Origin of the sequence: Microcoleus pseudofavosus SVA1_A4 (assembly GCF_036700565.1) — a bacterium.
Lineage (GTDB): Bacteria > Cyanobacteriota > Cyanobacteriia > Cyanobacteriales > Microcoleaceae > Microcoleus.
The window spans coordinates 153,750-174,875 of the sequence record NZ_JAUBPE010000003.1 but is presented as its reverse complement, the minus strand read 5'-3'; the positions used below and the strand labels follow the sequence as shown (position 1 = coordinate 174,875).

At 44.9% G+C, this 21,126-nt stretch carries 21 protein-coding genes and 1 pseudogene; 11 read left to right on the top strand and 11 right to left on the bottom strand.

Features of this window, described 5'->3' with window-relative positions:
• Positions 1-37: 37 nt before the first annotated feature.
• Positions 38-1,603: an ABC transporter permease subunit gene (locus tag QUA02_RS02530; RefSeq protein ID WP_333025075.1), complete on the bottom strand. Its 1,566-nt coding sequence runs from the start codon at positions 1,601-1,603 to the stop codon at positions 38-40.
• Between the two features lie 257 nt (positions 1,604-1,860).
• Between QUA02_RS02530 and QUA02_RS02525 the strand changes: the two genes are divergently transcribed.
• Together QUA02_RS02525 and QUA02_RS02520 are read left to right on the top strand one after the other, a co-directional pair.
• A complete protein-coding gene (locus QUA02_RS02525; RefSeq protein WP_333025072.1) occupies positions 1,861-2,433 on the top strand; it encodes a Uma2 family endonuclease in 573 nt (190 codons plus the stop codon).
• A 340-nt stretch (positions 2,434-2,773) separates the two neighbouring features.
• Complete coding sequence (locus tag QUA02_RS02520) at positions 2,774-4,420, top strand: ArnT family glycosyltransferase (protein ID WP_333025069.1); 1,647 nt, start codon at positions 2,774-2,776, stop codon at positions 4,418-4,420.
• A 466-nt stretch (positions 4,421-4,886) separates the two neighbouring features.
• On the opposite strand, the pseudogene QUA02_RS02515 reads toward QUA02_RS02520, so the two are convergent.
• The 5 genes and pseudogenes from QUA02_RS02515 to QUA02_RS02495 form a co-directional block, all read right to left on the bottom strand.
• A pseudogene (locus QUA02_RS02515) lies at positions 4,887-5,102 on the bottom strand (transposase); the annotation flags it as partial.
• 113 nt (positions 5,103-5,215) lie between these two features.
• Positions 5,216-6,292 (bottom strand): branched-chain amino acid ABC transporter permease, encoded by a 1,077-nt coding sequence (locus QUA02_RS02510; RefSeq protein WP_333025067.1) that lies wholly within the window; start codon positions 6,290-6,292, stop codon positions 5,216-5,218.
• A gap of 294 nt (positions 6,293-6,586) precedes the next feature.
• On the bottom strand, positions 6,587-7,981 hold the full coding sequence (locus tag QUA02_RS02505) for a branched-chain amino acid ABC transporter substrate-binding protein (protein WP_333025066.1): 1,395 nt from the start codon (positions 7,979-7,981) through the stop codon (positions 6,587-6,589).
• Positions 7,982-8,138: 157 nt separating this feature from the next.
• A complete protein-coding gene (locus QUA02_RS02500) occupies positions 8,139-8,495 on the bottom strand; it encodes a type II toxin-antitoxin system RelE family toxin (RefSeq protein WP_333025063.1) in 357 nt (118 codons plus the stop codon).
• Positions 8,488-8,742 carry a hypothetical protein gene (locus tag QUA02_RS02495; protein WP_333025062.1) on the bottom strand — a complete coding sequence of 85 codons (255 nt, stop codon included), beginning with the start codon at positions 8,740-8,742 and terminating at the stop codon, positions 8,488-8,490. The genes QUA02_RS02500 and QUA02_RS02495 overlap by 8 nt, the downstream gene beginning before the upstream one ends.
• A gap of 165 nt (positions 8,743-8,907) precedes the next feature.
• Here QUA02_RS02495 and QUA02_RS02490 point away from each other — a divergent pair, with 165 nt between their 5' ends.
• From QUA02_RS02490 to QUA02_RS02460, 7 genes are all read left to right on the top strand, one after another.
• Positions 8,908-9,855 carry an NAD-dependent epimerase/dehydratase family protein gene (locus tag QUA02_RS02490; protein WP_333025061.1) on the top strand — a complete coding sequence of 316 codons (948 nt, stop codon included), beginning with the start codon at positions 8,908-8,910 and terminating at the stop codon, positions 9,853-9,855.
• A 59-nt stretch (positions 9,856-9,914) separates the two neighbouring features.
• On the top strand, positions 9,915-10,325 hold the full coding sequence (locus QUA02_RS02485) for a hypothetical protein (protein WP_333025059.1): 411 nt from the start codon (positions 9,915-9,917) through the stop codon (positions 10,323-10,325).
• Positions 10,322-11,200: an RNA polymerase sigma-70 factor gene (locus QUA02_RS02480; protein ID WP_333025057.1), complete on the top strand. Its 879-nt coding sequence runs from the start codon at positions 10,322-10,324 to the stop codon at positions 11,198-11,200. The genes QUA02_RS02485 and QUA02_RS02480 overlap by 4 nt, the downstream gene beginning before the upstream one ends.
• A 37-nt stretch (positions 11,201-11,237) precedes the next feature.
• A complete protein-coding gene (locus tag QUA02_RS02475) occupies positions 11,238-11,615 on the top strand; it encodes a hypothetical protein (protein WP_333025056.1) in 378 nt (125 codons plus the stop codon).
• A gap of 51 nt (positions 11,616-11,666) precedes the next feature.
• Positions 11,667-12,200, top strand: coding sequence for a GMC family oxidoreductase (locus tag QUA02_RS02470; RefSeq protein WP_333025054.1), 534 nt, complete (start codon positions 11,667-11,669; stop codon positions 12,198-12,200).
• Between the two features lie 119 nt (positions 12,201-12,319).
• Positions 12,320-12,802 carry a transposase gene (locus QUA02_RS02465; RefSeq protein ID WP_333025053.1) on the top strand — a complete coding sequence of 161 codons (483 nt, stop codon included), beginning with the start codon at positions 12,320-12,322 and terminating at the stop codon, positions 12,800-12,802.
• Between the two features lie 227 nt (positions 12,803-13,029).
• On the top strand, positions 13,030-13,377 hold the full coding sequence (locus QUA02_RS02460; RefSeq protein WP_333025051.1) for a nucleotidyltransferase family protein: 348 nt from the start codon (positions 13,030-13,032) through the stop codon (positions 13,375-13,377).
• An 8-nt stretch (positions 13,378-13,385) separates the two neighbouring features.
• Here the strand turns inward: QUA02_RS02460 and QUA02_RS02455 are convergent, their stop codons facing one another.
• From QUA02_RS02455 to QUA02_RS02440, 4 genes are all read right to left on the bottom strand, one after another.
• A complete protein-coding gene (locus QUA02_RS02455) occupies positions 13,386-13,874 on the bottom strand; it encodes a hypothetical protein (RefSeq protein WP_333025048.1) in 489 nt (162 codons plus the stop codon).
• Positions 13,875-13,982: 108 nt separating this feature from the next.
• The gene (locus tag QUA02_RS02450) at positions 13,983-15,434 is read right to left on the bottom strand and encodes an NAD(P)/FAD-dependent oxidoreductase (RefSeq protein WP_333025046.1); all 1,452 of its coding nucleotides are present in this window, start codon (positions 15,432-15,434) and stop codon (positions 13,983-13,985) included.
• A gap of 86 nt (positions 15,435-15,520) precedes the next feature.
• Positions 15,521-16,591, bottom strand: coding sequence for a glycosyltransferase family 2 protein (locus QUA02_RS02445; RefSeq protein WP_333025105.1), 1,071 nt, complete (start codon positions 16,589-16,591; stop codon positions 15,521-15,523).
• A gap of 176 nt (positions 16,592-16,767) precedes the next feature.
• Positions 16,768-16,920 (bottom strand): hypothetical protein, encoded by a 153-nt coding sequence (locus tag QUA02_RS02440; protein ID WP_333025045.1) that lies wholly within the window; start codon positions 16,918-16,920, stop codon positions 16,768-16,770.
• A gap of 288 nt (positions 16,921-17,208) precedes the next feature.
• Between QUA02_RS02440 and QUA02_RS02435 the strand changes: the two genes are divergently transcribed.
• On the top strand, positions 17,209-18,309 hold the full coding sequence (locus QUA02_RS02435; RefSeq protein ID WP_333025043.1) for a glycosyltransferase family 2 protein: 1,101 nt from the start codon (positions 17,209-17,211) through the stop codon (positions 18,307-18,309).
• A 179-nt stretch (positions 18,310-18,488) separates the two neighbouring features.
• On the opposite strand, the gene QUA02_RS02430 is transcribed toward QUA02_RS02435, so the two are convergent.
• Positions 18,489-19,028: a Dps family protein gene (locus tag QUA02_RS02430; protein ID WP_333025041.1), complete on the bottom strand. Its 540-nt coding sequence runs from the start codon at positions 19,026-19,028 to the stop codon at positions 18,489-18,491.
• A gap of 148 nt (positions 19,029-19,176) precedes the next feature.
• Between QUA02_RS02430 and QUA02_RS02425 the strand changes: the two genes are divergently transcribed.
• Entirely contained in the window at positions 19,177-21,114 is a 1,938-nt protein-coding gene (locus QUA02_RS02425; protein ID WP_333025040.1) for a sugar phosphate nucleotidyltransferase, read from the top strand.
• Positions 21,115-21,126: the final 12 nt, after the last annotated feature.

The window sequence follows — 21,126 nt, the reverse complement described above, 5'->3', positions numbered from 1 at the left end:
TGGTTTAGTCCCGTCTATTTAACCAGACATAATATTACTATTGACTTCTGGCATCTGCTAAAGATTCATTACTGACCTCAGCATCCTCATGCAATTCAGCTTGATGAATTCGATCGGGAATCAGCCCTTCCGGCCGCACGATCATCATGACAACTAGAGTTAGACCAAATAGAAATAAGCGCATTTGAATAGGGTCTAAACTGGTTGCTAGAAAGTCTGCCAACTGGGGGATTGCAATCCTGGGGAGTACAAAAGTATTTAGAAAACCTTTGAGGACTTGCGCGAGTTGGGGTAGATAAAGTCGATCGGCAGACATGATAATGATACCGCCCAAAATCACCCCGGTCATGTTGCCCAAACCGCCTAAAATCACCATACACAAGATGATTACCGACACCGAGAAATCGAAAACACTGGGAAAAATCGCGCTGATATAAGCGGCGTAAAACGCGCCGGCAAACCCCGAAAACGTCGCTCCCATCGCAAAAGCCGAAAGTTTGGTTTTGACGAGGTTAATGCCCATTGCACTAGCTGCTAATTCATCTTCGCGCAGGGCATTCCAGGCCCGACCCAAGCGGGAATCTCTCAGCCGCGAAATCATGAAGTAAGCGAAGACAACTAACAGTAAAATCAGGTAATACCAGGGAAAGTAGTTGCCCGTAGTAAAACTGCCGATGATGGGGAGAGATGGACGACCGATGGGGTTTATTCCCGCTTCGCCGCCGGTGAGGTTGAAAGGTCGATCGCACCCAACGAGACACAGCACCAACTCTGGTTTACCCAAAACAGCAGCAACAATCTTCGAGACTGGTTCATCGATCCGAATCGCGGTTAAATTCCTAAATACAACCGGGATAATTTCGCCAAAACCGAGGGTGACGATCGCCAAATAATCGCCCTTGAGCCGCAGTGTCGGAATACCGAGGATAACGCCAGATAGGCCAGCTACACCGGCCGCGATCGGCAAAACTATCCAAAAATTCCAAGCAATATTTACCTGTCCAGAAGATAGCAAAGCCGTGGTGTAAGCGCCGATCGCAAAAAACGCCGCATATCCCAAATCCAACAAACCCGCAAAACCCACAGTAATATTCAAACCCAGCGCCAACATAATAAAGATTTGAATCTGTACTACCGTAGCAATCCAGCCGGTCTGAGCTTGAATGTCGATAAACGGAAACAGAATTAGAATAAAAGCTAATGTCACCAAAGTTGCCAGCCGCTGGCGTTCCCCCTGCAAACCCTGCAAAGCCCCCATTAACGTAGCTGTCAAAATTGCGATCGCCAAACTGCAAATTCCGTACAGCAAAGTAGTCGGCAAATCCACAGCAGATTGACCCGAAAAAGGTCTAATTATCACTCCTTCGAGCACGCTAGCAACTAATAACCAAACGCCCAATCCCAATCCCGCCAAACTGCCGATTGTTGCACCCATTTTCGGGTTGTAAGTCTTCTGTTCCTGACAGGCGATAAAGCCCGCCGCCGTACCCATCAGCCAGCCGATGACAGTGCCGCTCCAACCGCCGAATAAGAGGACAGTCAAAGAGCCGATCGCACCTAAAATACCACTCGATTTAATTGCTTGGATTATTTTGTTTGACATAGTAAGAAGTTATTAGTCATTAGTCAGCAGTCAGTAGTTAGATGAAAGAATGCTAGAAATCGCAGTTATAGATGCGACTAACGCGGGCCGTGCCAAATTCTGCCTCAATGAATGCGATCGAGTGCTTATCGTGGAAACGGTCGATCGGGCTAGCTACAGTTTAGAGTCTTTTGAGTTCGATTATTGCACCAAAAGTGACGAAACTTCAAATATACTGGAACTGTTACCCCAACACACTTCAAACGGGCGATCGCGATATGGTACAAGCTCCTCAAAAAACTATCACCCTAGACGAGTTTTTGCAACTCCCAGAAACCAAACCCGCTAGCGAATACATCAAAGGTGCGATCGTACAAAAACCTATGCCGCAAGGAAAACACAGCAAACTACAAGGCCGACTCGTAACAGTCACCAACGACATCGCAGAGAAACCGCAAATTGCCCTAGCCCTACCAGAACTTCGCTGCACCTTTGGCGGACGTTCTATTGTCCCCGATGTCGCGATTTTTGTTTGGAATCGCATTCCCCTAGACGCTGACGGCGAAATTGCCAATACATTCAATGCTCACCCAGACTGGACAATAGAAATATTGTCCCCAGCCCAAAGCCAAACCAAAGTCACAAACAATATTTTGCACTGTTTGAATGCCGGTTGTCAGATGGGTTGGTTGCTAGATCCCGATGAAAAAAACATTTTAGCCTATCCCGCAAGGCAGCAGCCGATTTCACTGCAAGAACCGACAGATATACTACCGGTTCCCGAATTTATGGGGGAAATGCAGTTGACTTTAGGCGAAGTTTTTGGCTGGCTCAAACCAGGGAATATTTAAAACGTATAACTAAAACGTAAAACGCTATCGCTTGGGGAGAACCTTTCACATAGATGATAAAGCTGTTGACTCTTCCTATTTCTTTTTTGCAGTTATAAATAGAAATTTTTAAGCACAACTCGATATCAGACAATTAAAACAAGAATTACGCAGGAGAGAACCAGCAAAGAGGGGGAGCAGGCTGTGAAGGCTCCCCCTCTTTGCTGGTTAGCGTACTCCACTTGACCAAGATATCTTCCAAGGTGTAAAGTTAGTTAGCTATCGCTGCCCTTGTCTAGGTTCCACTACCTTACTGCCTAGCTTTACAGGTCAGATATTTTTTTATATCATCAGAGGCAAGATGAAAATTCCAATTTATAGGAACACCACTTATCTCCTGATATCAATTTTGGTAGTGGCCGCTATTGTGCGATTGATTCATATCAATCAGCCATTTATTGATAGCTTTAGTTGGCGTCAGTCAAGCACAGCCATGATGGCCGAAAATTTCTATCGCAGAAATGGGAATATCTTCTACCCTGAAGTTAGCTGGGATGGGCCAGGGCCTAGCTATAATGGACGCGAATTTCAAACAGTTACTTATATTACAGCCCTTCTCTATACTTTATTGGGACAGCATGATTGGGTGGGACGCAGCGTCGTTGTCCTGTTTAGCTTGTGGGGAATATTTGCCTTCTATCAGTTAGTTTCTCGTATTTGGGATCGGGATCGCGCTCTTATGAGTGCTGCAATTATCGCAATTTTTCCCGGAAATATATGTCTCGATCGGTCTTTCCTTCCAGACCCGGCAATGATTGCATTAGTTGTCACAAGTTTCTGGATGCTGGTTGCTTACCTACAAACTGACCGCTGGTACTATTTATTACTTGCCACCCTCTTTGCAATTTGGGGCTTTTTAACCAAACTACCAGGTTTAATGATTGGCATTCCGATGCTCTATACAATATTTGTTGTCCTGCGTCATCGAGGATTACTGCGCCCGAAAAAGCTGATAGTAATTGGAGTAGCTGCCATTTCCATCCTCCTGCCAGTAGCTGCCTATTATTTGTGGGCGAGGCATATTGCTCTCACCTATCCGCCTTACCACTTTGCTGGCAGCGGGAACTGGCTCTGGGATCCTGCTTCACGTGATTGGTCGCAACAAAAATATTTCTTTCCTCAAGTATATAATCATATTTATAACTGGCTTTGGACATATCCCATTATGCTCCTTGTTGCTATTGGTTTGTTCCTTCCTCCTGATTATAAACTTCCTACCAAGGAATCGGAGGATCAGTCAAGTAATGTAGCTGTACCAGTACCAGGGATGTTTCATGCGTGGATACTTGGTTTTGCCATTTATTACTTCATTGGCGCTCAACAGCTCGTCCTAAATCCCTCTAACTTAAATATTATCAACCCAGCAGCCGCAGCTCTAGCAGGAAATGGTTTGATAGCACTTGCTTCATTCGCCAAGCGAGTCGGAGGTTCATCTTCAGCATTAGCACTCATAACGGCAATACTACTAATAATTTCTGGAATTGGTTATACACAGTTAAACTTATGGTGCTATTATCCTTGGGCAAAAGATGGTTACGAACTAGGGATAGCTTTGCAGCAAATAACTCAACCAAGTGACCTTCTTGTTACTATAGCTAATCGTGGAGGTGGCGATCCCGTCGCTATCTATTATAGTCGCCGACGTGGCTGGGTTTTTCCTCCTTCTATTTATTCGGGTTTTCCTCCTTCTAGTCCTCAAGAGAGGATGAGAAAGAATAGTATTGATTGGAAATATCCCATAACAGATGATACTTTAATTGCCATCTTGAAAGATTTGATTACCCAGGGAGCCGATTGGATGGGAATTGTTAAATATGACAATAATCAAATTGCAAGAGATAACCCTAAATTAGTTGCATACATTAAAAAAACATTGGAACTCTATCAAGAAACACCCAACTGGGTGATTTATCGAATTCCTCCCAAACTTAAAAAAACCAAGCGCTAGAACCATGAGACTTTGGGGGCTTCTTTGTCGGGAGTAGATTGTTGAGATGGCATGAGTGAGTGGGTCACTGGACAATCCATATAAGCTGTTGTGCATTTAAACTGTGATACAAGCATTACCCATGAGGGGGTGACAACAAGAGTCAAAACATTTATATAATCAAGGACATAGCCCTCATACCCCTCTGAAAAAATCGTAGTTTATTGCGCCTAATTCCGATTAATGAGCGTAATAAAGTCTTGACTTGCTTTCCCTGCCAACTCCCTCCGCTTCGCTGCGCCCAACATTGACCATATAATCAAATTCAAAAACTACTAGGGCGACGTATCGAGCGCCAGTATTCAGTTAACCTACCCACCTATTTTTGAATTCCCATTGTCTTGATTTTTTGACCTTGAATCACAGCACAACTTTAAGCAATCGCTATCAATAATATCAAATTGCTGACGGGTTGACAACCGCGTCAGGGCGCGGCAGTTAAAAAATGGTGTAATTTGTGGTAAATTACTCCGACGGCGTTTGTCGCCATCTGCGAGAGGTTTTTTCGCTACCGAGCTCCCAATAATCCGCCTAAATAGTTCCTAAACTCCCGTTTTTGGGCTTGATGACCAAAGATATCGTCAAATCTTTGACACCATTTATCAAAGCAGGGGGGCATCGCGGCGGAGGTCGTCTCTTTCATTGCTCATTCTTTAACGTTATATGCTTGCTCTTCAAGCATTAGAACTGATTTAGCTCGTATTTTTTGTTTAAGTCCCGATAAATGTCTTTTGCCATTTTTTCAACCCAGCACCTTCAAACCTTCTCCTGAACGTTTTCGCCCAACAAACCCCCTGGCCGAAAAGCCAAAATCACCACCAAAACCCCAAACACCCAAGCATTAGTCCAGCGACTCGACAAATACTGGTCGCTCAAAGACGACAGCAACCCAATCAAAACCCCTCCTAACATCGCCCCGACAATATTACCAATCCCCCCCAAAACCGCCGCCGTAAAAGCCCTCAAACCCGCCGTAAACCCCATCGTAAAAACGATCGTATTGTTGTACAAACCCACCAAAATTCCCGCCGAACCAGCCAAAGCCCCACCAATCAAAAAAGTCAGAGCAATAATCTGATCGACATTAATCCCCATAATTTTAGCAGCATCGCGGCTTTGAGCAGTTGCCCGCATCGCCTTTCCCAGACGGGTGTACTGCACGAAAACATGAAGCAAAACCATCAATACTACAGCCACCACCAACACAATTAAATCTTTCGTAGTAAATACAATACTCGTTTGAATTCCCAAAAACTTGAGAATATCAACTCGCGGCAACAAATCGGGGAAGCTTTTCGGAGCGGCAGAATTAGAACCCATCACGGGAATAAAAGCTTTCAATCCTCCCCAAAATAACCCCATATTTTGGAAAATAAAAGAAACTCCGATCGCCGAAATTAAAGGAGCCAAACGGGGAGCATTTCGCAAAGGTCGATAAGCGTACTTTTCGACCACAATATTCAGTCCAGCACAAAACAGCGAACATACAACCAAAGCGACTAACATCACCGGTATTGCGATACCTAAAGGTGCGCCGTCTTGAATCCCAAAAGCTCCGAACACAGTGAGCGAAGCAAAAGCACCCAACATATACAAATCGCCGTGAGCAAAATTGATTAACTCAATAATGCCGTAAACCATCGTGTAACCCAAAGCAATAATTGCAATCAGCGCGCCGTTGACCAAACCCACTAACAATTGTTGAATCAGAACTTCGGGACTGCGGAATATTTCGCCAATAATTGTCGGCAAATCAAATCCTGCGATCGGCCCTAACAACAAAACTATATAAGCTACACCTAGATATAGAAGAATACTCGGCCAGTTTTTCATAATTTTCGGTAATTGGTAATCGGTAATCGGGAATTGTGCATCGAGGCAGAAACCGGGTTTTTTTCCGAAACAACTCGATCGAAACCTTAAATCCAGTAAAAACCCGGTTTCTTTAGTATGAATGCGTCCTAGACTGCGATCGGTAATCATATAGTGGGTAGTCGCCACTAATGAATCACCAATCACAACTGACAACTGACAACAGTCAACTGACAACTGACAACTGACAACAGTCAACTGACAACAGTCAACTGACAACAGTCAACTGACAACAGTCAACTGACAACAGACTAATTATTCAGTCTTGAGTGCGCTCACAAACTCCCACTTGCCACCTTTAACAACATTTCCTGACATTGTAGTCAAGCTCGTGTCGCCGTTGGCGTCAAAACTCCAAGTGCCGAGTACCCCGTTAAAATCTTTAGTTGCCAAAACAGCATCGCGGATCGCGGCGCGGTCATTTTTGCAGACCTTATTAATTGCGCCGATAATCACCTTAGCAGATTCAAAAGCATAAGCTGCATAAGCTTCTGGTTCAGCATTATATTTTGCCTTGTAGCTTTCGTACCACTTCGCGCCAGCTCCAGTCAATTCTTTAGGAGGCAAGCCACCAAAAGTAGCATAAACGCCTTCGGCATCTTTGCCTCCAGCATCAATTAAAGCTTGATCTTTAATGCCGTCCGGGCCCATTAATTTAACTGCATTAGCGGCCATTCCGACATTTCTCATGTCTTTAATTATTTGTCCGGCATTGCTTTGGGTAGTGCCCCCAAAGTAAATCATGTCTGGATTTAAAGCTTTAATCTTATTCATTAAAGCTTTGTAATCACTGGCTTTGATATCAATTCCCTCGCGACCGAGGACTTGAATTCCCAACTTTTTAGCAGTTGCTTCAAAAACGTCAGCAACGCCTTTGCCGTAGAGTTCTTGATCGTCGAGGATGTAGACTTTTTGGACTCCTAAAGATTTCGCCCAGTTGGCCGCTACAGCACCTTGGAGGTCGTCAGCGGGGACAACGCGGGTGAAATTGCGAGTGCCTGCGGGGTAATAAACATTGGGTTCTTTGGCTTCGCCTTTTCCTGGTTTGGTCAAGCCCGGATAGGTGTTTGCCGGACTGACCATCACTACATTAGCTTGGTTGAGTACCGGAATTGAAAGTTTGGCAGCGCCTGAGTTGTAGTGACCGATCGCAGCAACTACCGAACCGTCGGCGGCGACTTTGTTAGAGTTGGATGTTACCTGGCTTGGGTCCCATTTACCGGCCGCGGCGGTGGCGTCATCAAGAACTTCGTATTCAATTTTGATTTTGCCGTCGCAGGCTTTGGAGTCGGTTTCAGCAAGTGCTTGTTTGATGCCGTTGACCATTGTTTGAGATTGACCCAAGGCGCTACCTGTCATCGGCAGCATGGAGACTATTTTGACGGTATTTGGGTCTCCTGGGCTGCTGACTGCGACGGGAGAGGCTGCGGGACTGGTTCCGGGACTGGCTCCGGGAGTTGTGGCGGTGGGTGCTGGAGGATTTTGACAGCTAGCGCACAGAGATGCTATCCCGGCGGCGAGGAGTAATGTCCGCAGCCCTCCGGTGTTGAGATTTTGTGTTGGGTTGGTTTTTGTGGGTGTGGGACTTTTGCCCCCTGATTGCTGTGAAAAGTTCATAGCTTGGTTGGTTTGTTGCTGGCGTTTTTGCATATTTTTCACTCTAATCAGTATGTAGTCAAGAGTTAGCACAAGTTTAAAAAATTTGTGTCAACTCTCAAAGATACACTGCTGCCACAAGAAGGTCGGGACTTGGGCCATATGTGATATCAATGTCGGCGATATCCAAAGTTGAGATTTGAAAAATGGCTTATTCGCCTGGTTCTGCTTGGTATTGTGCGATCGCAGTTTGGATTTCCTCGGCCGAGACGTTTGCTTGTTCTGATTTCGAGTAAATCAGGTGTAAGACAACCTGAGTCGGTGATTCAACTTGATAAATCAAACGATAACCACCGCTCTTACCAACTTGGGCATCACTGTTTTTAGCCCGGACTTTGTAAACGGTGTATTGGGTTCCTGCTATCTGGTTTCCGATGAAGTTCCCTTGGATAATCTCATTGAGGACGGGCTGAACATCGGTTTGAATTTGACGATACTTTTTGGCGAGTCCCTTGAGGCGACGTTTGAAGAGTGCCGTGAATTTGAGTTGGACTGGCATATCAGACATTGATGCCGTCCCAGAGTTCCTCGATGGGGAAAGTTTGTCCAGCTTTGGCTTGGTGGAAGGAGGCTTTCAGGTCAGCGAGGATTTGGTCGTTGGAATCGGTGTCTGAATCAAAATCTGAGTCAAAGTCTGGGGCGAGATCGGTTTGTGTCCGACTGGTCAAAAATTCCAGGAATGTCAGGGTTTGCTCTAAAATCGATTCAGGAGTTCGATCGATCGCTTCTAGAAGGCGTTGTTTGATCGGCGACATAAGATGACCTCTAAATCTAGCTCCTCTGAATCTTATCAATAATTCTATGGCGTGTTTCCTATTGATAACCTGTTCGATCGCCCGCGATGCACGACTTGTCACAACTAACGATGCTCTTTCGTCTTATCTATAAATACCTCAAAGGCTTCAACAGGAGGTTCCTAGATGAGAATTTTTGTGGCAGGTGCAACGGGGGCGATCGGTCGTCCGCTGATCGCCCAATTGCACAGCGCAGGACATGATGTAGTTGCATTGACCCGCACTCCCGAAAAAGCACGGATTTTAGCAGAACAAGGTGTGGAACCTGCGATCGCAGATGTCTTCGATGCAGATGCTGTCAAAGCTGCTGTGATTCGCGCTCAACCGTCCGTTGTAATCGAACAACTCACCTCTCTGCCTAAAACCTACACCCCTGAGACAATGCAGGCGGCAGCAGCACTGAACGATCGCATCCGTCTCGAAGGAGGTGCAAATGTCCTAGCGGCAGCGCAAGCGGCTGGTGTGCGTCGTTACATCAGGCAATCGATCGCATTTTGGGCAATTCCCGGTACAGGATTGGCCGATGAAGAAACACCCCTAGCCTTAGATGCTTCGCCCGCAGTTGCAGACGGAACCCGCACCCTAAAAGAGATTGAACATCGCTTGCTAGGGAACCCCAATCTAGAAGCAATTGTCCTGCGTTACGGCTTCTTCTACGGGCCCGGCACTTGGTACGCAACCGATGGAGACGTTGCCGAACAGGTGCGGCAGCAACAATTCCCGATCGTCGGAAATGGCGAAGGTGTATGGTCTTGGGTTCACATTGAGGATGCGGCCTTGGCGACGGTTGCGGCAGTCGATCGGGGAAATCCCGGTATTTACTTGATTGCGGACGATCGGCCCTTAGAGGTGCGCGTGTGGCTTCCTGCTTATGCCCAGTGGCTCAATGCTCCACCGCCACCGCAGGTATCAGTTGAGGATGCTCTGCGAATCAGTGGTGCAGATGCTGTCTACTATGGCACCCAGATACGAGGTGTCTCCAATGGTAAGGCAAAACGCGAACTCAATTTTCAACCGCGATCGTTGGAATGGCTTGTTAAAACTGCCGTTGAAGAGGGCCAACTGACTATTTAATCTCGATCGGGCTAACACTAGGAGTTGTCTGGAAAGCTTTCTAATCAGGGAGAAATAAAATGAAGATTGCTCAATATGGAACAACGATCGCGGTCATCCATGCGATCGCAAACGGACTGCATGGTTTAGCGCATTTGCAAATCCCAATTCCCCTCTCTCTCCTTCAGAGTTTGTTTGTGGGTATTGTGATTTTTCTAATGCCCATCATTGCAGCCGTTTTGCTTTGGACACAGTTCTATCGCATTGGTAGCTGGCTCTTACTCAGTTCAATGGCTGGATCGCTCCTGTTTGGGCTTTACAATCATTTCATCGAGATCAGTCCCGATCATGTGTCTCAAGTTGCCTCTGAAGGCTGGGGTTTGGTGTTCCAAGTCACAGCCATCCTGATATTAATTGTGGATGGATTAGGATCTGGAATTGGCTTCTGGGCATTGAGAACTATTCAGCAACAAGAGCAGGGGGCTTTATGAGTTCTCTGGATGACTTTAACCACCATCGTCCGTTGCTGTTCTCGATCGCCTACCGAATGCTGGGAACTGTCACAGATGCCGAGGATATGGTACAAGAAACCTTTCTGCGCTGGCAACAGACGGCAAGCGAAACCGTGCGATCGGCAAAGACTTATCTAGCAACTATCATCACGCGCCTCTGCATCGATCATTTGCGATCGGCGCGTGTCCAACGAGAACAATACGTCGGTACCTGGCTACCAGAACCGATGTTAACGCCACAATCCGAAAATTCAACCGATATAATGGAATTAGCAGACTCGCTCTCGATCGCATTTTTAACTGTAATGGAGCGTTTATCTCCGATCGAACGGGCAGTATTTCTACTCCGCGATGTCTTTGACTACGACTATGACGAAATTGCTCAGATGGTTGGCAAGAGTTCCACTAATTGTCGCCAAATCCTGCGACGGGCGAAGCAGCATCTTGCCGACCAACGTCCTCGTTTCCCAGTTTCCAGGCCGCAGCAAGAGCAGATTACAGCCCAATTTTTAGATGCCTCCACCAAGGGCGATTTGCAAGACTTGTTGCTGTTACTGGCGAAGGATGTGACGTTTTGTTCAGATGGTGGAGGCAAAGTGATTGCAGCCATCAAGCCGATACACGGGGCAATGAAAGTAGCTCGAATGCTATTAGCTATTCGTCGCAAATGGATGCTCAATGCTGTATCTAGCTTAGCCGATATCAACGGACAACCCGGCATGATCCAATATCTGGATGGCCACATTCACAGTGTGATGACGTTTGAGATTTTTGATGGCTATATCCAGTCTATTTACAGTGTGCGGAATCCAGAAAAGCTAGAGCGGATTTGCCAGGATATATCTTTGGAGTAATAGCCTAAAACTAGCGGTTTCAACCCCCAAATTATCTATGAAAACACTACTGAAAAAATCCGCATTACTGCTTGCTCTACCAATCTGTGTCTTAGCTAATTTTTCCTTACCTGCATCTGCTGATTCTACTGCTGACCTCATACTCAGTATGAAATGCCAGGGTGGTTACAACATCAATCTTTGGAAAAAGAAGGCTTCAGGTGAACTGCTCTATCGCTCGATTAGTTCCAAGGGTAATTTAAGTTTGGGCGGAGGTACTAGCAAAGCGACAGAAGGCGTTCGAGTCTATAAGTTTCGGAAGGGTAATTATGAATATTGGGTGTGGGATGGCACGTTGGACAGTCAGCAGTCGGGAACTTTAGAAGTGTATAAAAACAACCGTATCTTGATGCAGAAATCTTGTAGGAAAAGTTGAATTCTCTAGCCTGACTAAATTAATCCATTACAGTTGATCTTCAGCCCTGTTGTGTTGACATTCCCTCCTAGTTCTGATTCGGGATTCACTGGTTTAGTATGTTTGATCCATCCTGAGAGTATTGGTAGTGTATCTTTACGATCGCCCGATCCGAAAGATGCACCAATGATTCGGATGAACTATCTCCAAAGTGAATCTGATATGCAAAAGGTGGTTGCAGGAATTAAATTACTCCGCAAAGTGTTTCAGACAAGTGCCTTTGATGAGTTTCGGGGTGATGAAGTCGCTCCCGGTGCCGGTGTTAACAGCGATAAAGCCCTCGAAGCCTACATCCGGGAAACGTGCAGTACGGTGTTTCATCCTGTCGGCACCTGCAAGATGGGAACTGACTCAATGGCGGTTGTAGACTCCGAATTACGGGTACATGGAGTTGAGGGATTGCGTGTGGTAGATGCGTCAATCATGCCAACAATCACCACAGGAAATACGAATGGGCCGATAATTGCGATCGGCGAAAAAGCAGCAGATTTAATTAAAGCCGCAGGTTGCGTTTCACAGCAAGTACAGGAAGCAATGGCAAATTAACAGGGAGTGCGATCGATTAAATAGCCTTGACTATTTTTTTTCAATTATGAGCTAGCTCATAGCAGTTGTTGATAAAAACTGTCAGAATAAAGGTAGTTCAAGGTTAGGAGGGGAGCGATATGACTCTCACAAAAGCAAACATAACCGCATTAAAAGTAGAAACTCTCGCCAAACTCTATTTGGAAAGTAAGCCAGCCGAAATTTCAGATCAAACCATCGCCCAACTCTGTGATTGGCTAATGGGTGAGTTCCAGCAATTGCCTTTAAATCTACAATTTTCAGATTATATCCGTTACGAAAACGCAGAAGAAATGTTTGCAGATATCAAACAAGGGCAACTTTGGGTATCTGCTGAAAGTTACGATTCTTCGGTTTATCCCAATCCTATTTACGGGTTTATTTTTCAGGGAATGCACGATTACGACCACTACTTGACGGATAGTGAATTCAGTTTGGAAGGGGAAATCGTGGCTTACAACTTCACTGCAAAACGTGCACCGAGTTTAGACATCCAAAAAATTCTCTATTCCGAAATTGTGCTGCGCTCGGCTGCCTATCTTTATTTAGGACATATGGCTGCTCCTAAAATAGTTTTTCCCTAATTAATTATATAGGTAAAAGAGAATGCAGGAATGTCCTTGTTGTTCTGAGCCATTGTTGCGGCACATTCACCAACAAAAAGTTTGCTGGTTTTGTCCCAAATGTCGGGTAATGATGCCAGCTATTTCCGAAGTAAAAGTTACTTCAAATATTAGTATTAGAATGTCAATCAGACCTGGGATGTTACAATTAAAAGACGTTAGCTACAAGATAGGAGGTTGGCTCGCGCATGGTTGAGTTGCAATCAGATTTAGAATATGTGGTGAACGATCGCCTAAAAGTCTCTCTAGATGCGATCGCACAATTTTGCCAGCGCTGGAACATTATCGAGTTTGCCCTGTTTGGCTCGGTGCTGCGGGATGATTTTCGCCCTGATAGTGATGTGGATGTATTAGTTACTTACGAACCCTCGCACCGCCTCACGCTGTCTCATTTATTGGGTATGCAGGAAGAGATAGAGAATTTATTTCACCGTCCTGTAGATTTGGTGGAAAAAAAGCTGTTAAAAAATCCCTATCGGCGATCGAACATTTTGAAAACACATCGAGTGATTTATGCAAGCGGGCGATCGGGATAGTGCTTCACTTACGCTAGGCGATCTAATTTTTGAGTAAGAATCGCTACAGCCACTTCGTAATCCTTTCCGAGGAGGTAAGCGAAATGATAATAGCTGGCAAGATAGAAATCGCAGCCAAACTTCTGGTAGCGATCGCAGATCGCCAGAAATCCATAACGGGCATCGCTGGGCTTTGTGAACCAATCGCGATGGTAAGAGTCCTGAAGAAACAGCGTGAGTGTCTGTCGATCGGCACTCGGAATCAATCGAATGGGATAAATACTGGCATGGTGCGATCGCGGCACTGGCAGCAGCAGGTTATACTCTTCAACTGTGAGGAAATCTGCCAGACTATCTTCGGTACGAGGAAAATAGGATTCCTCCGGTAACTTGAGAAAATGGTGCCACGCCATCCAAAATTCGTGTTTGCTGTCAAATCCTGGATCGATATCTAAACGCCACTGTTGATCTTGACATAAATCATCAAGAACATTTTGGGGTAAATCCGTAAGTTTCATAATAGTTTCCCTGATTGTAAATTATTAGATTCTTAGGGTTAGAGAGTGTTGAGCGATCGCCCGCAAACAAAAGATGGGTTTTCGCTTAATTGCCCGCATTGCAATATATCAACTAGACTGCGAAATCAAATCCGAATCCTTTTTTTCTTTCGATCGATCGACACTAAAATCTTCATAGTACGATCGCTCAGTATTCACATCCCACAAATCGTGCTTTTCGCCGAGAATATTTCTCACAGCCAGAATTCCAGTCAGCATGGAATGGTCTTGGTTGTTGTATCGGTGCATACCGTTTCGCCCGATCGTCTGCAAATTCTCCATTCCCTTCAAAAAATTTTCAAGTACCTGCAAGTGTCCGCGATATTCGGCATCATAAACTGGATAAGCTTTCGGTTGCCGTATGACAACTCCATCCTCAACATCCGCAATTTTTGCTAAACCCAAGCCAACCAACTCGCGAGTTGCTAATTCCACAAGTTCAGCGTCCGACATTTCCCAAACCTCGTCGCCTACGCTACAGAAATATTCCATTCCCAAACAACTTTTGCTGGCGTCGGGAACTAAAGCGGCACTCCAATTCTTAAAGTTTTGAATTCGTCCAACTTTGACTTCGGGGGAGTGAATGTAAATCCAGTTGTCTGGAAACAAATCCTTGCGATCGACAATCAGCGACACAATCAAAAAATCTCGATATTTGAGCGAGCTCGCGGCGTGCAACACCTCTTCTGGCGGCTGCGGTTTCAGTCTTGCTACCAGCGCCGATATCGGCATACTCGTAATAAAATTATCCGCCGAATATTGAACTAATTCTCCGTTATGCTCAGCAGTAATACTTTTAATTTTATTCCCTTCACGTTCAAAGCTAATCACTTTAGTATCGAGATAAACTTTGCCGTCTTTATTTTCCACAGCTTCCGCGAACTTTTCCCACATCATCCCCGGCCCCAAAGCCGGATAGTCAAACTCTTTGATTAATGTTTTAGTGTCGTTGCTGCCAAACAAAGCATTAATAATTGCTGTCGTCAGGGACAATCCTTTAATCCGCTGCGCCGCCCAATCTGCTTGAATTTCCGAACAGGGAATTCCCCAAACTTTTTCAGTGTAAGTCTTAAAAAATGTTTTATACAAGCGTTCCCCAAAACGATTGATCACCCACTGTTCAAAAGTTTTTTCTTCCTTAAGCGGCCAAATTCTAACTTTCAGATAACTCAAAATAATTAGCGTACTCTCAATTATGCCCAAATTAAAAAGAGTATTGAAGGCACTGATCGGATAGTTAAAAAATTTACCTCGATAAAAAATTCGCGACAATCGCGGCACTTTAATAAACTCATTTCCCAGTACCTCTTGCCACAACTGCTGCACGGCTGCAACTTTAGTATAAAAGCGGTGGCCGCCAATGTCGAAACGATAGCCTTTGTAGGTTTCGGTGCGAGCTATTCCCCCAACTTTATCACCTTTTTCTAGTACAACAGGGATGATGCCTTCCTTGACTAGCTCGTAGGCAGCAGTCAAGCCCGCAGGGCCTGCACCGACGATCGCAACAGGATAATGTTTCACTCAGCCTACCTCCAGCTTTTTTCTCAACTATACAATTATTTATAACTTCTAAAATTGATAGATGCACCCGCGAACACCCTAAGAAACTATCGATCGACCTGATGTTGAAGGATAATTTGCCTTGATTTATTCAGCGATACTGGCAAGCTAGCTTTGCCAGTCCAGGACTTTTTTTGGTATAAGTGGCGACCCGTGCCGATCGCAAACGCCAGTCCGCTGTAAAAGTAGAAAAGCCAGTGCCAGGGAATTGTTTTTAGGGCAAATAGGAGACCGTGTTTTTGCCTAAAGAATCGGTAAAGCGGTGCATTAATTGCTACTAGCGGTATTGCCAGCAAGCTAGCCAGTACCAGACAGCTCAGCGACCAGCACGTCCCCAAAATTGCCAGCAGCACTGCATAAGTTAAAATCACGCTGATGCGGTTTGAAACTTGCAAGTTGAGGTCGTTATTCAATTTGCGATCGCGCCAAATCAGTTCTGTCCAAGGCAGCGCTCGGTAGAAAAAGTCAGCTTTCACCATCCCCATCGGTTCCCAGCGCTTTAAATGCTTCACCTGCAATGTTTTGCACAGCAGAATTTTATAACCGGCTTGTTTCAAACGGTAGCCGAGCTCAATATCTTCGATCGAAGCTTGGCGGTAACTCTCATTAAATCCGCCCATCTGCAAAAAAATTTCCCGGCGAATCACTCCGCAAGCCCCCCAAAAAGTCGAAGCTTCTTCGTTACCTGTTTGGTGCACGTAGTGGTGCAGCAAGTTCCTGTACTGCGATAGAAAATCGGGATCTCCCGGAGCATCATCGTAAGAGCCAATGAAAGCAGCTAAGTAGGGATTATTTTTGAACACCGAGCTCGCATAACCCACAGCTTCAGGACAAATTGCCACATCAGCATCCACAAAAAATAGAATATCTCCCTTTGCGGCCTGGGCACCCAAATTCCTTGCCCGCGCTGGCCCCCCGCATTCGGGAATTCTGATGACTTTGGCGCCGAATTCTTTAGCCAGACGCCAAGAACCATCGCTTTCGCCATCGGCTACTACAATAATTTCCATCGGTCTCGGTACAGCTTGAGCCAGTTTTGACAAACAGGTGCGGAAGTAAGCGCCCCCGTTGTGGACTGGGATAATCACGGATACAGTCGGGTCGGCGGTAGAAATCATCACCTAAATTATTTAATAAATTTCCCGGGGACAAAATTGCTGGAATTTTACTGGTGCTACTTTACGAAGGGTAAAATCAGCTCTGCTTTTTTGTTTATAACCCGATTTCTGTTTCAATTCAACTAAATTTTTTGCTGGCATTCTCGACTGCATTTTTTCCCATTCCTACCTGTATTCTACGCCACATCTTCCTGAGACTGACCTGATGCAGACAACAGCTTTATTAAATCTTTAAATATATGATTGTTTTTGTAAACCTTAGAAAAAGCCCCACCAGCTATTGTGTCTGAAATTGTTCCACCGCACCCGACTTTGATTTTATCTTGCATAAGCAGTATAAAATCCAACCTATTTTCTTAGTATATACGGAGATACGCCGGCTGTCAGGACTTGGTCGGTACAGTTTCTTTTACAGAGTTCATCCGCGAGTGACTCCTGGACCAAGCCTGTATCCCTACTGCCCAGTCAATCCACATTTTATGAGTTTTGGCAATATATTTAAAATATACATCTTAAAATTTCCCACGGTGTACGATCGAGCTTTAGTGATTTGCTAACATAGCGTTAGCCCAGAGTCCTCGAACCCAAATTTTACACGCAACTGGCGATCGTCGTGCATGAACACCTCCCAAAACAATTTAAATCAGCCATTAGTTTCAGTCATTATACCAGCCTACAACGCTGAAAAATTTATCGCTAAAACATTAGAGTCCGTCTTATCTCAAACTTATCAAAACATAGAAGTTTTAGTAGTAGACGACGGCTCTACAGATACAACTGCCGAAATCGTCAAATCTTGTGCCAAAAAAGATAGCAGAGTAAGCTTATTGCAGCAATCAAATGCAGGCGTAGCCGCTGCTCGCAACCTAGCAATTGAAAAATCTAGCGGCGAATATATTGCTCCCATCGATGCCGACGATATTTGGTATCCACAAAACTTAGAAAAACAAGTGAAGTGCCTGACTTCCTCAGCACCATCTGTCGGAGTTGTCTATTCCTGGTCAGTTGATATAAATGAACAAGACTTGCTCACAGGTGGATTTTACAACTCCACCGTAGAAGGAGAAGTTTACACAGCATTAGTTTATAAATATTTTATAGGCAATGCCAGCTCATCTCTGATCCGCCGCCTTTGTTTTGGAAAACTCGGCGGTTACAACTGCAAATTAAAAGCAGAAAACGCTCAAGGCTGCGAAGACTGGGAACTTCACCTCCGCATCGCCGAACATTATCAATTTAAAGTAGTGCCAGAATATTTAGTTGGCTACCGGCAGATTGCCAGCAGTATGTCTTGTAACTTTGGAGAAATGGCAAAATCTCAGTCTTTGATTATGGCAGATGTTCGGCAGCAACACCCCGAAATTCCCAGCAGTATTTATCGCTGGTCTAGCAGCAATTTTTATATTTACTTAGCAGTTAAAAGCAACCGCAGCGGCAATCACCAGAGTACATTATCTTGGCTGTATCGAGCTTTCAAAGAAGATTTATTTATGGCCTTATTGCGGCACAATCTGTACTTGTTGTCAATAGAAAGTATATTAAAAATTATAGTTTTACCGCCCACTAAATCCGGCTTAGAATTAAAACAAACATCACAATCAAGTGAAGAAACGACACTTGCGACCATTGAGAGCAGGATGAAAATTCACAGAATGTTGCCGTCCCAAGTTTATGAAAGAATGCGATTCAACAGTTTAACAAATCGAAAATCTAAATAAACCCAACCTTGAAAAACCCGGTTTCTTGAAGAAACCGGGTTTTTGAGGAAGCTAGAGGGCGCTTAATTTTGCCTGGTTGCTCGATCGAGAATCAGGAAAGAGGGTTAAATAAAAAAATATAATTTTCCCTTCTTTTTTCTTCCTTCTTCCTTCTTCATTCTTCCTTCTACTTAATCTCTCTAAGCGTGAGAAGCTGTAGGAGTTTTAGCTTGTGGCTGCTGGCCGTCTGGCGAAAGGGATTCCCCTTCAATAAACGATCGAAGCATCCAAGCCATTTGTTCGTGCTGTTCCATTAAACCAGTCAAAAAGTCTGCGGTTCCATCATCCTTAAACTCTTCACCGCACTGTTCGACGTGTGTGCGGAGATTGCGGATCACCAACTCGTGATCGTCAACTAAACGCGACACCATCTCAGTCGCCAAAGGCAAATCGCCGATATGTTCTTTAATCGAACCATACTTCAGAAAACCCTCAGCAGTACCAATTGGATAGCCACCTAAAGTTCTCACCCGTTCAGCCATAGCATCGATATTTAGTGTTAACGCCTGATAGTGTTCTTCCCACAACTGGTGGAGCGATCGAAACTGCGGGCCCACTACATCCCAGTGATACTTTTTGGTTTTGATTAACAGCAGATAAGCATCTGACAGGTCGTGATTCAATAGTTCGATAACGCCTGCACGTTGCTCGTCAGATAGACCTATGTTTAACTTACGCATTGAAACTGTTCCCTTAACTCTCTGTTTACATTTATTAAAACAAATTTCCCCAGCCACTTACATCAACCCAGAGGACGATCGAACTTTAGTAAAATATCTGCATTTCAGGTTAAAGTAATCACAATATAGATACCTTTAGATAGATGCGATGAAACTTTTTATTCCTGGTCGCCTTTGTTTGTTTGGCGAACACAGCGATTGGGCCGCCGGTTATCGCCCGCTGAATCCCGCTATAGAAAAAGGCTGCACTCTGATTGCGAGTACAAATCAAGGAATTTATGCCGAAGTTAAGCAGCATCCCACACACTTGATTTTGCGGGCTGCTTTAAATGACGGCACAAAAATTGAAGCTGCACTCCCGATGGAAAAAAATGCTCTGCTTGCTGAGGCAGAAACAGGAAGTTTTTTCAGTTATGCAGCCGGTGTTGCGTATCAATTTCTCTCGCACTCCGGCGTGGGAGGACTAGAAATTGAAAATTATTTAACAGATTTGCCAATTCAGAAAGGCTTGTCTTCAAGTGCCGCAATTTGCGTGTTAGTAGCCCGCGCTTTCAATCGGTTATACGATTTAAAAATGAATGTCCGCGCCGAAATGGAAATGGCTTATCTAGGCGAGACTGCAACACCTTCGCGCTGCGGCCGCATGGATCAGGGTTGTGCCTATGGAAATCGCCCGATTCTGATGATTTTTGACGGCACTGACATAAATGTTGTTGAGCTAAAAGTTGCCAAAGATTTGTTTTTTGTAATCGTAGATTTGGGCGCTAGCAAAAATACTCAAGAAATCCTGGCAAGCCTCAATCAGGCTTACCCTTTTGCTGCGAATGAAGTTCAAGAAAACGTGCAGAAATATCTCGGTGCGATTAGTTATCAAATTACGCAAGATGCAGCCTCCGCTTTACAGCAGGGAGATGCGGTAAAAATCGGCGAGTTGATGAAAGTTGCCCAGAGGGAATTTGATAGGTATTTAATCCCGGCTTGTCCCGGGCAATTAAGTGCTCCAGTTTTGCACGAAATCCTGAATTATCAACCAATTGAGCCTTATATTTTGGGCGGTAAGGGAGTAGGTTCTCAAGGAGAAGGCACGGCGCAGTTTATCGTGAAGGATGAGGACAGCCAGCAGCAAGTTATCGATATTATCAACAGCGATTTTCCCCAGATGGAATGTCTGAAACTGACAATCGGTTCGCAGTACAAAGTCCGCAAAGCCGTTATTCCGGCTGCTGGTTTCGGCACTCGGATGTTTCCGGCTACTAAGGCAGTGAAGAAGGAATTCATGCCAATTATCGATCGCGAGGGTCGCGCTAAACCGATAATTTTGGCGATTGTTGAAGAAGCTTTGAGCGCGGGAATCGAAGAAGTTGGTATAGTTGTGCAAAAGGGCGATCGCACTTTTTTTGAAGATTTCTTTAAAACTCCCCCGTCTCCCGAACTTTTCCAAAAACTGTCTGGGCAAAATCAGGAATACAGCCAGTATTTACAAGATTTGGGACAGAAAGTTACAATTCTGACTCAAGATGTTCAGGAAGGATTCGGCCACGCGGTATTCTGTGCTAAAGAATGGGCTAACAGCGAGCCTTTTCTCCTGCTTTTGGGCGACCACATTTACTCGTCCCAAACTGAAAGCTCTTGCGCGCGCCAGCTATTGGATATTTACTCGCAAGTGCAGCAAAGCGTAATTGGTTTGAGAGTAACACAAGCTGAGGTAATTCATCACTACGGCTGTGCGGCGGGAGTTTGGCATAAAAAAGATTCTATTTTGTCTGTGACGCAACTTTACGAAAAGCCGAATATGGAGTATGCGCGGCAGAATTTAAGGGTAGAAGGAATGGCGGAGGATTTATTTTTATCGATTTTTGGAATGTATGTCCTTGAGCCTAAAATTTTTGATTATTTGGAAGAACATATTAATGGCAATTTTCGAGAAAGAGGCGAATTTCAGTTAACTTCGTGTTTGGATAAATTGGGCAAGGTAGAGGGAATTGCAGGTTATGTTGTGCGAGGGCGGTGTTTTGATACGGGATTGCCTGAGGTTTACCGGCAGACGCTGATTGATTTTGCCATATCTGGTGAGTCGATCGGCTAATCAGCCTTAAAA

Coding starts and splice junctions, on each gene's coding strand:
- QUA02_RS02530 (WP_333025075.1), bottom strand. CDS start 1,603: ATGTCAAACAAAATAATCCAAGCAATTAAATCGAGTGGTATTTTAGGT.
- QUA02_RS02525 (WP_333025072.1), top strand. CDS start 1,861: ATGGTACAAGCTCCTCAAAAAACTATCACCCTAGACGAGTTTTTGCAA.
- QUA02_RS02520 (WP_333025069.1), top strand. CDS start 2,774: ATGAAAATTCCAATTTATAGGAACACCACTTATCTCCTGATATCAATT.
- QUA02_RS02510 (WP_333025067.1), bottom strand. CDS start 6,292: ATGAAAAACTGGCCGAGTATTCTTCTATATCTAGGTGTAGCTTATATA.
- QUA02_RS02505 (WP_333025066.1), bottom strand. CDS start 7,981: ATGCAAAAACGCCAGCAACAAACCAACCAAGCTATGAACTTTTCACAG.
- QUA02_RS02500 (WP_333025063.1), bottom strand. CDS start 8,495: ATGTCTGATATGCCAGTCCAACTCAAATTCACGGCACTCTTCAAACGT.
- QUA02_RS02495 (WP_333025062.1), bottom strand. CDS start 8,742: ATGTCGCCGATCAAACAACGCCTTCTAGAAGCGATCGATCGAACTCCT.
- QUA02_RS02490 (WP_333025061.1), top strand. CDS start 8,908: ATGAGAATTTTTGTGGCAGGTGCAACGGGGGCGATCGGTCGTCCGCTG.
- QUA02_RS02485 (WP_333025059.1), top strand. CDS start 9,915: ATGAAGATTGCTCAATATGGAACAACGATCGCGGTCATCCATGCGATC.
- QUA02_RS02480 (WP_333025057.1), top strand. CDS start 10,322: ATGAGTTCTCTGGATGACTTTAACCACCATCGTCCGTTGCTGTTCTCG.
- QUA02_RS02475 (WP_333025056.1), top strand. CDS start 11,238: ATGAAAACACTACTGAAAAAATCCGCATTACTGCTTGCTCTACCAATC.
- QUA02_RS02465 (WP_333025053.1), top strand. CDS start 12,320: ATGACTCTCACAAAAGCAAACATAACCGCATTAAAAGTAGAAACTCTC.
- QUA02_RS02460 (WP_333025051.1), top strand. CDS start 13,030: ATGGTTGAGTTGCAATCAGATTTAGAATATGTGGTGAACGATCGCCTA.
- QUA02_RS02455 (WP_333025048.1), bottom strand. CDS start 13,874: ATGAAACTTACGGATTTACCCCAAAATGTTCTTGATGATTTATGTCAA.
- QUA02_RS02445 (WP_333025105.1), bottom strand. CDS start 16,591: ATGATTTCTACCGCCGACCCGACTGTATCCGTGATTATCCCAGTCCAC.
- QUA02_RS02440 (WP_333025045.1), bottom strand. CDS start 16,920: ATGCAAGATAAAATCAAAGTCGGGTGCGGTGGAACAATTTCAGACACA.
- QUA02_RS02435 (WP_333025043.1), top strand. CDS start 17,209: ATGAACACCTCCCAAAACAATTTAAATCAGCCATTAGTTTCAGTCATT.
- QUA02_RS02430 (WP_333025041.1), bottom strand. CDS start 19,028: ATGCGTAAGTTAAACATAGGTCTATCTGACGAGCAACGTGCAGGCGTT.
- QUA02_RS02425 (WP_333025040.1), top strand. CDS start 19,177: ATGAAACTTTTTATTCCTGGTCGCCTTTGTTTGTTTGGCGAACACAGC.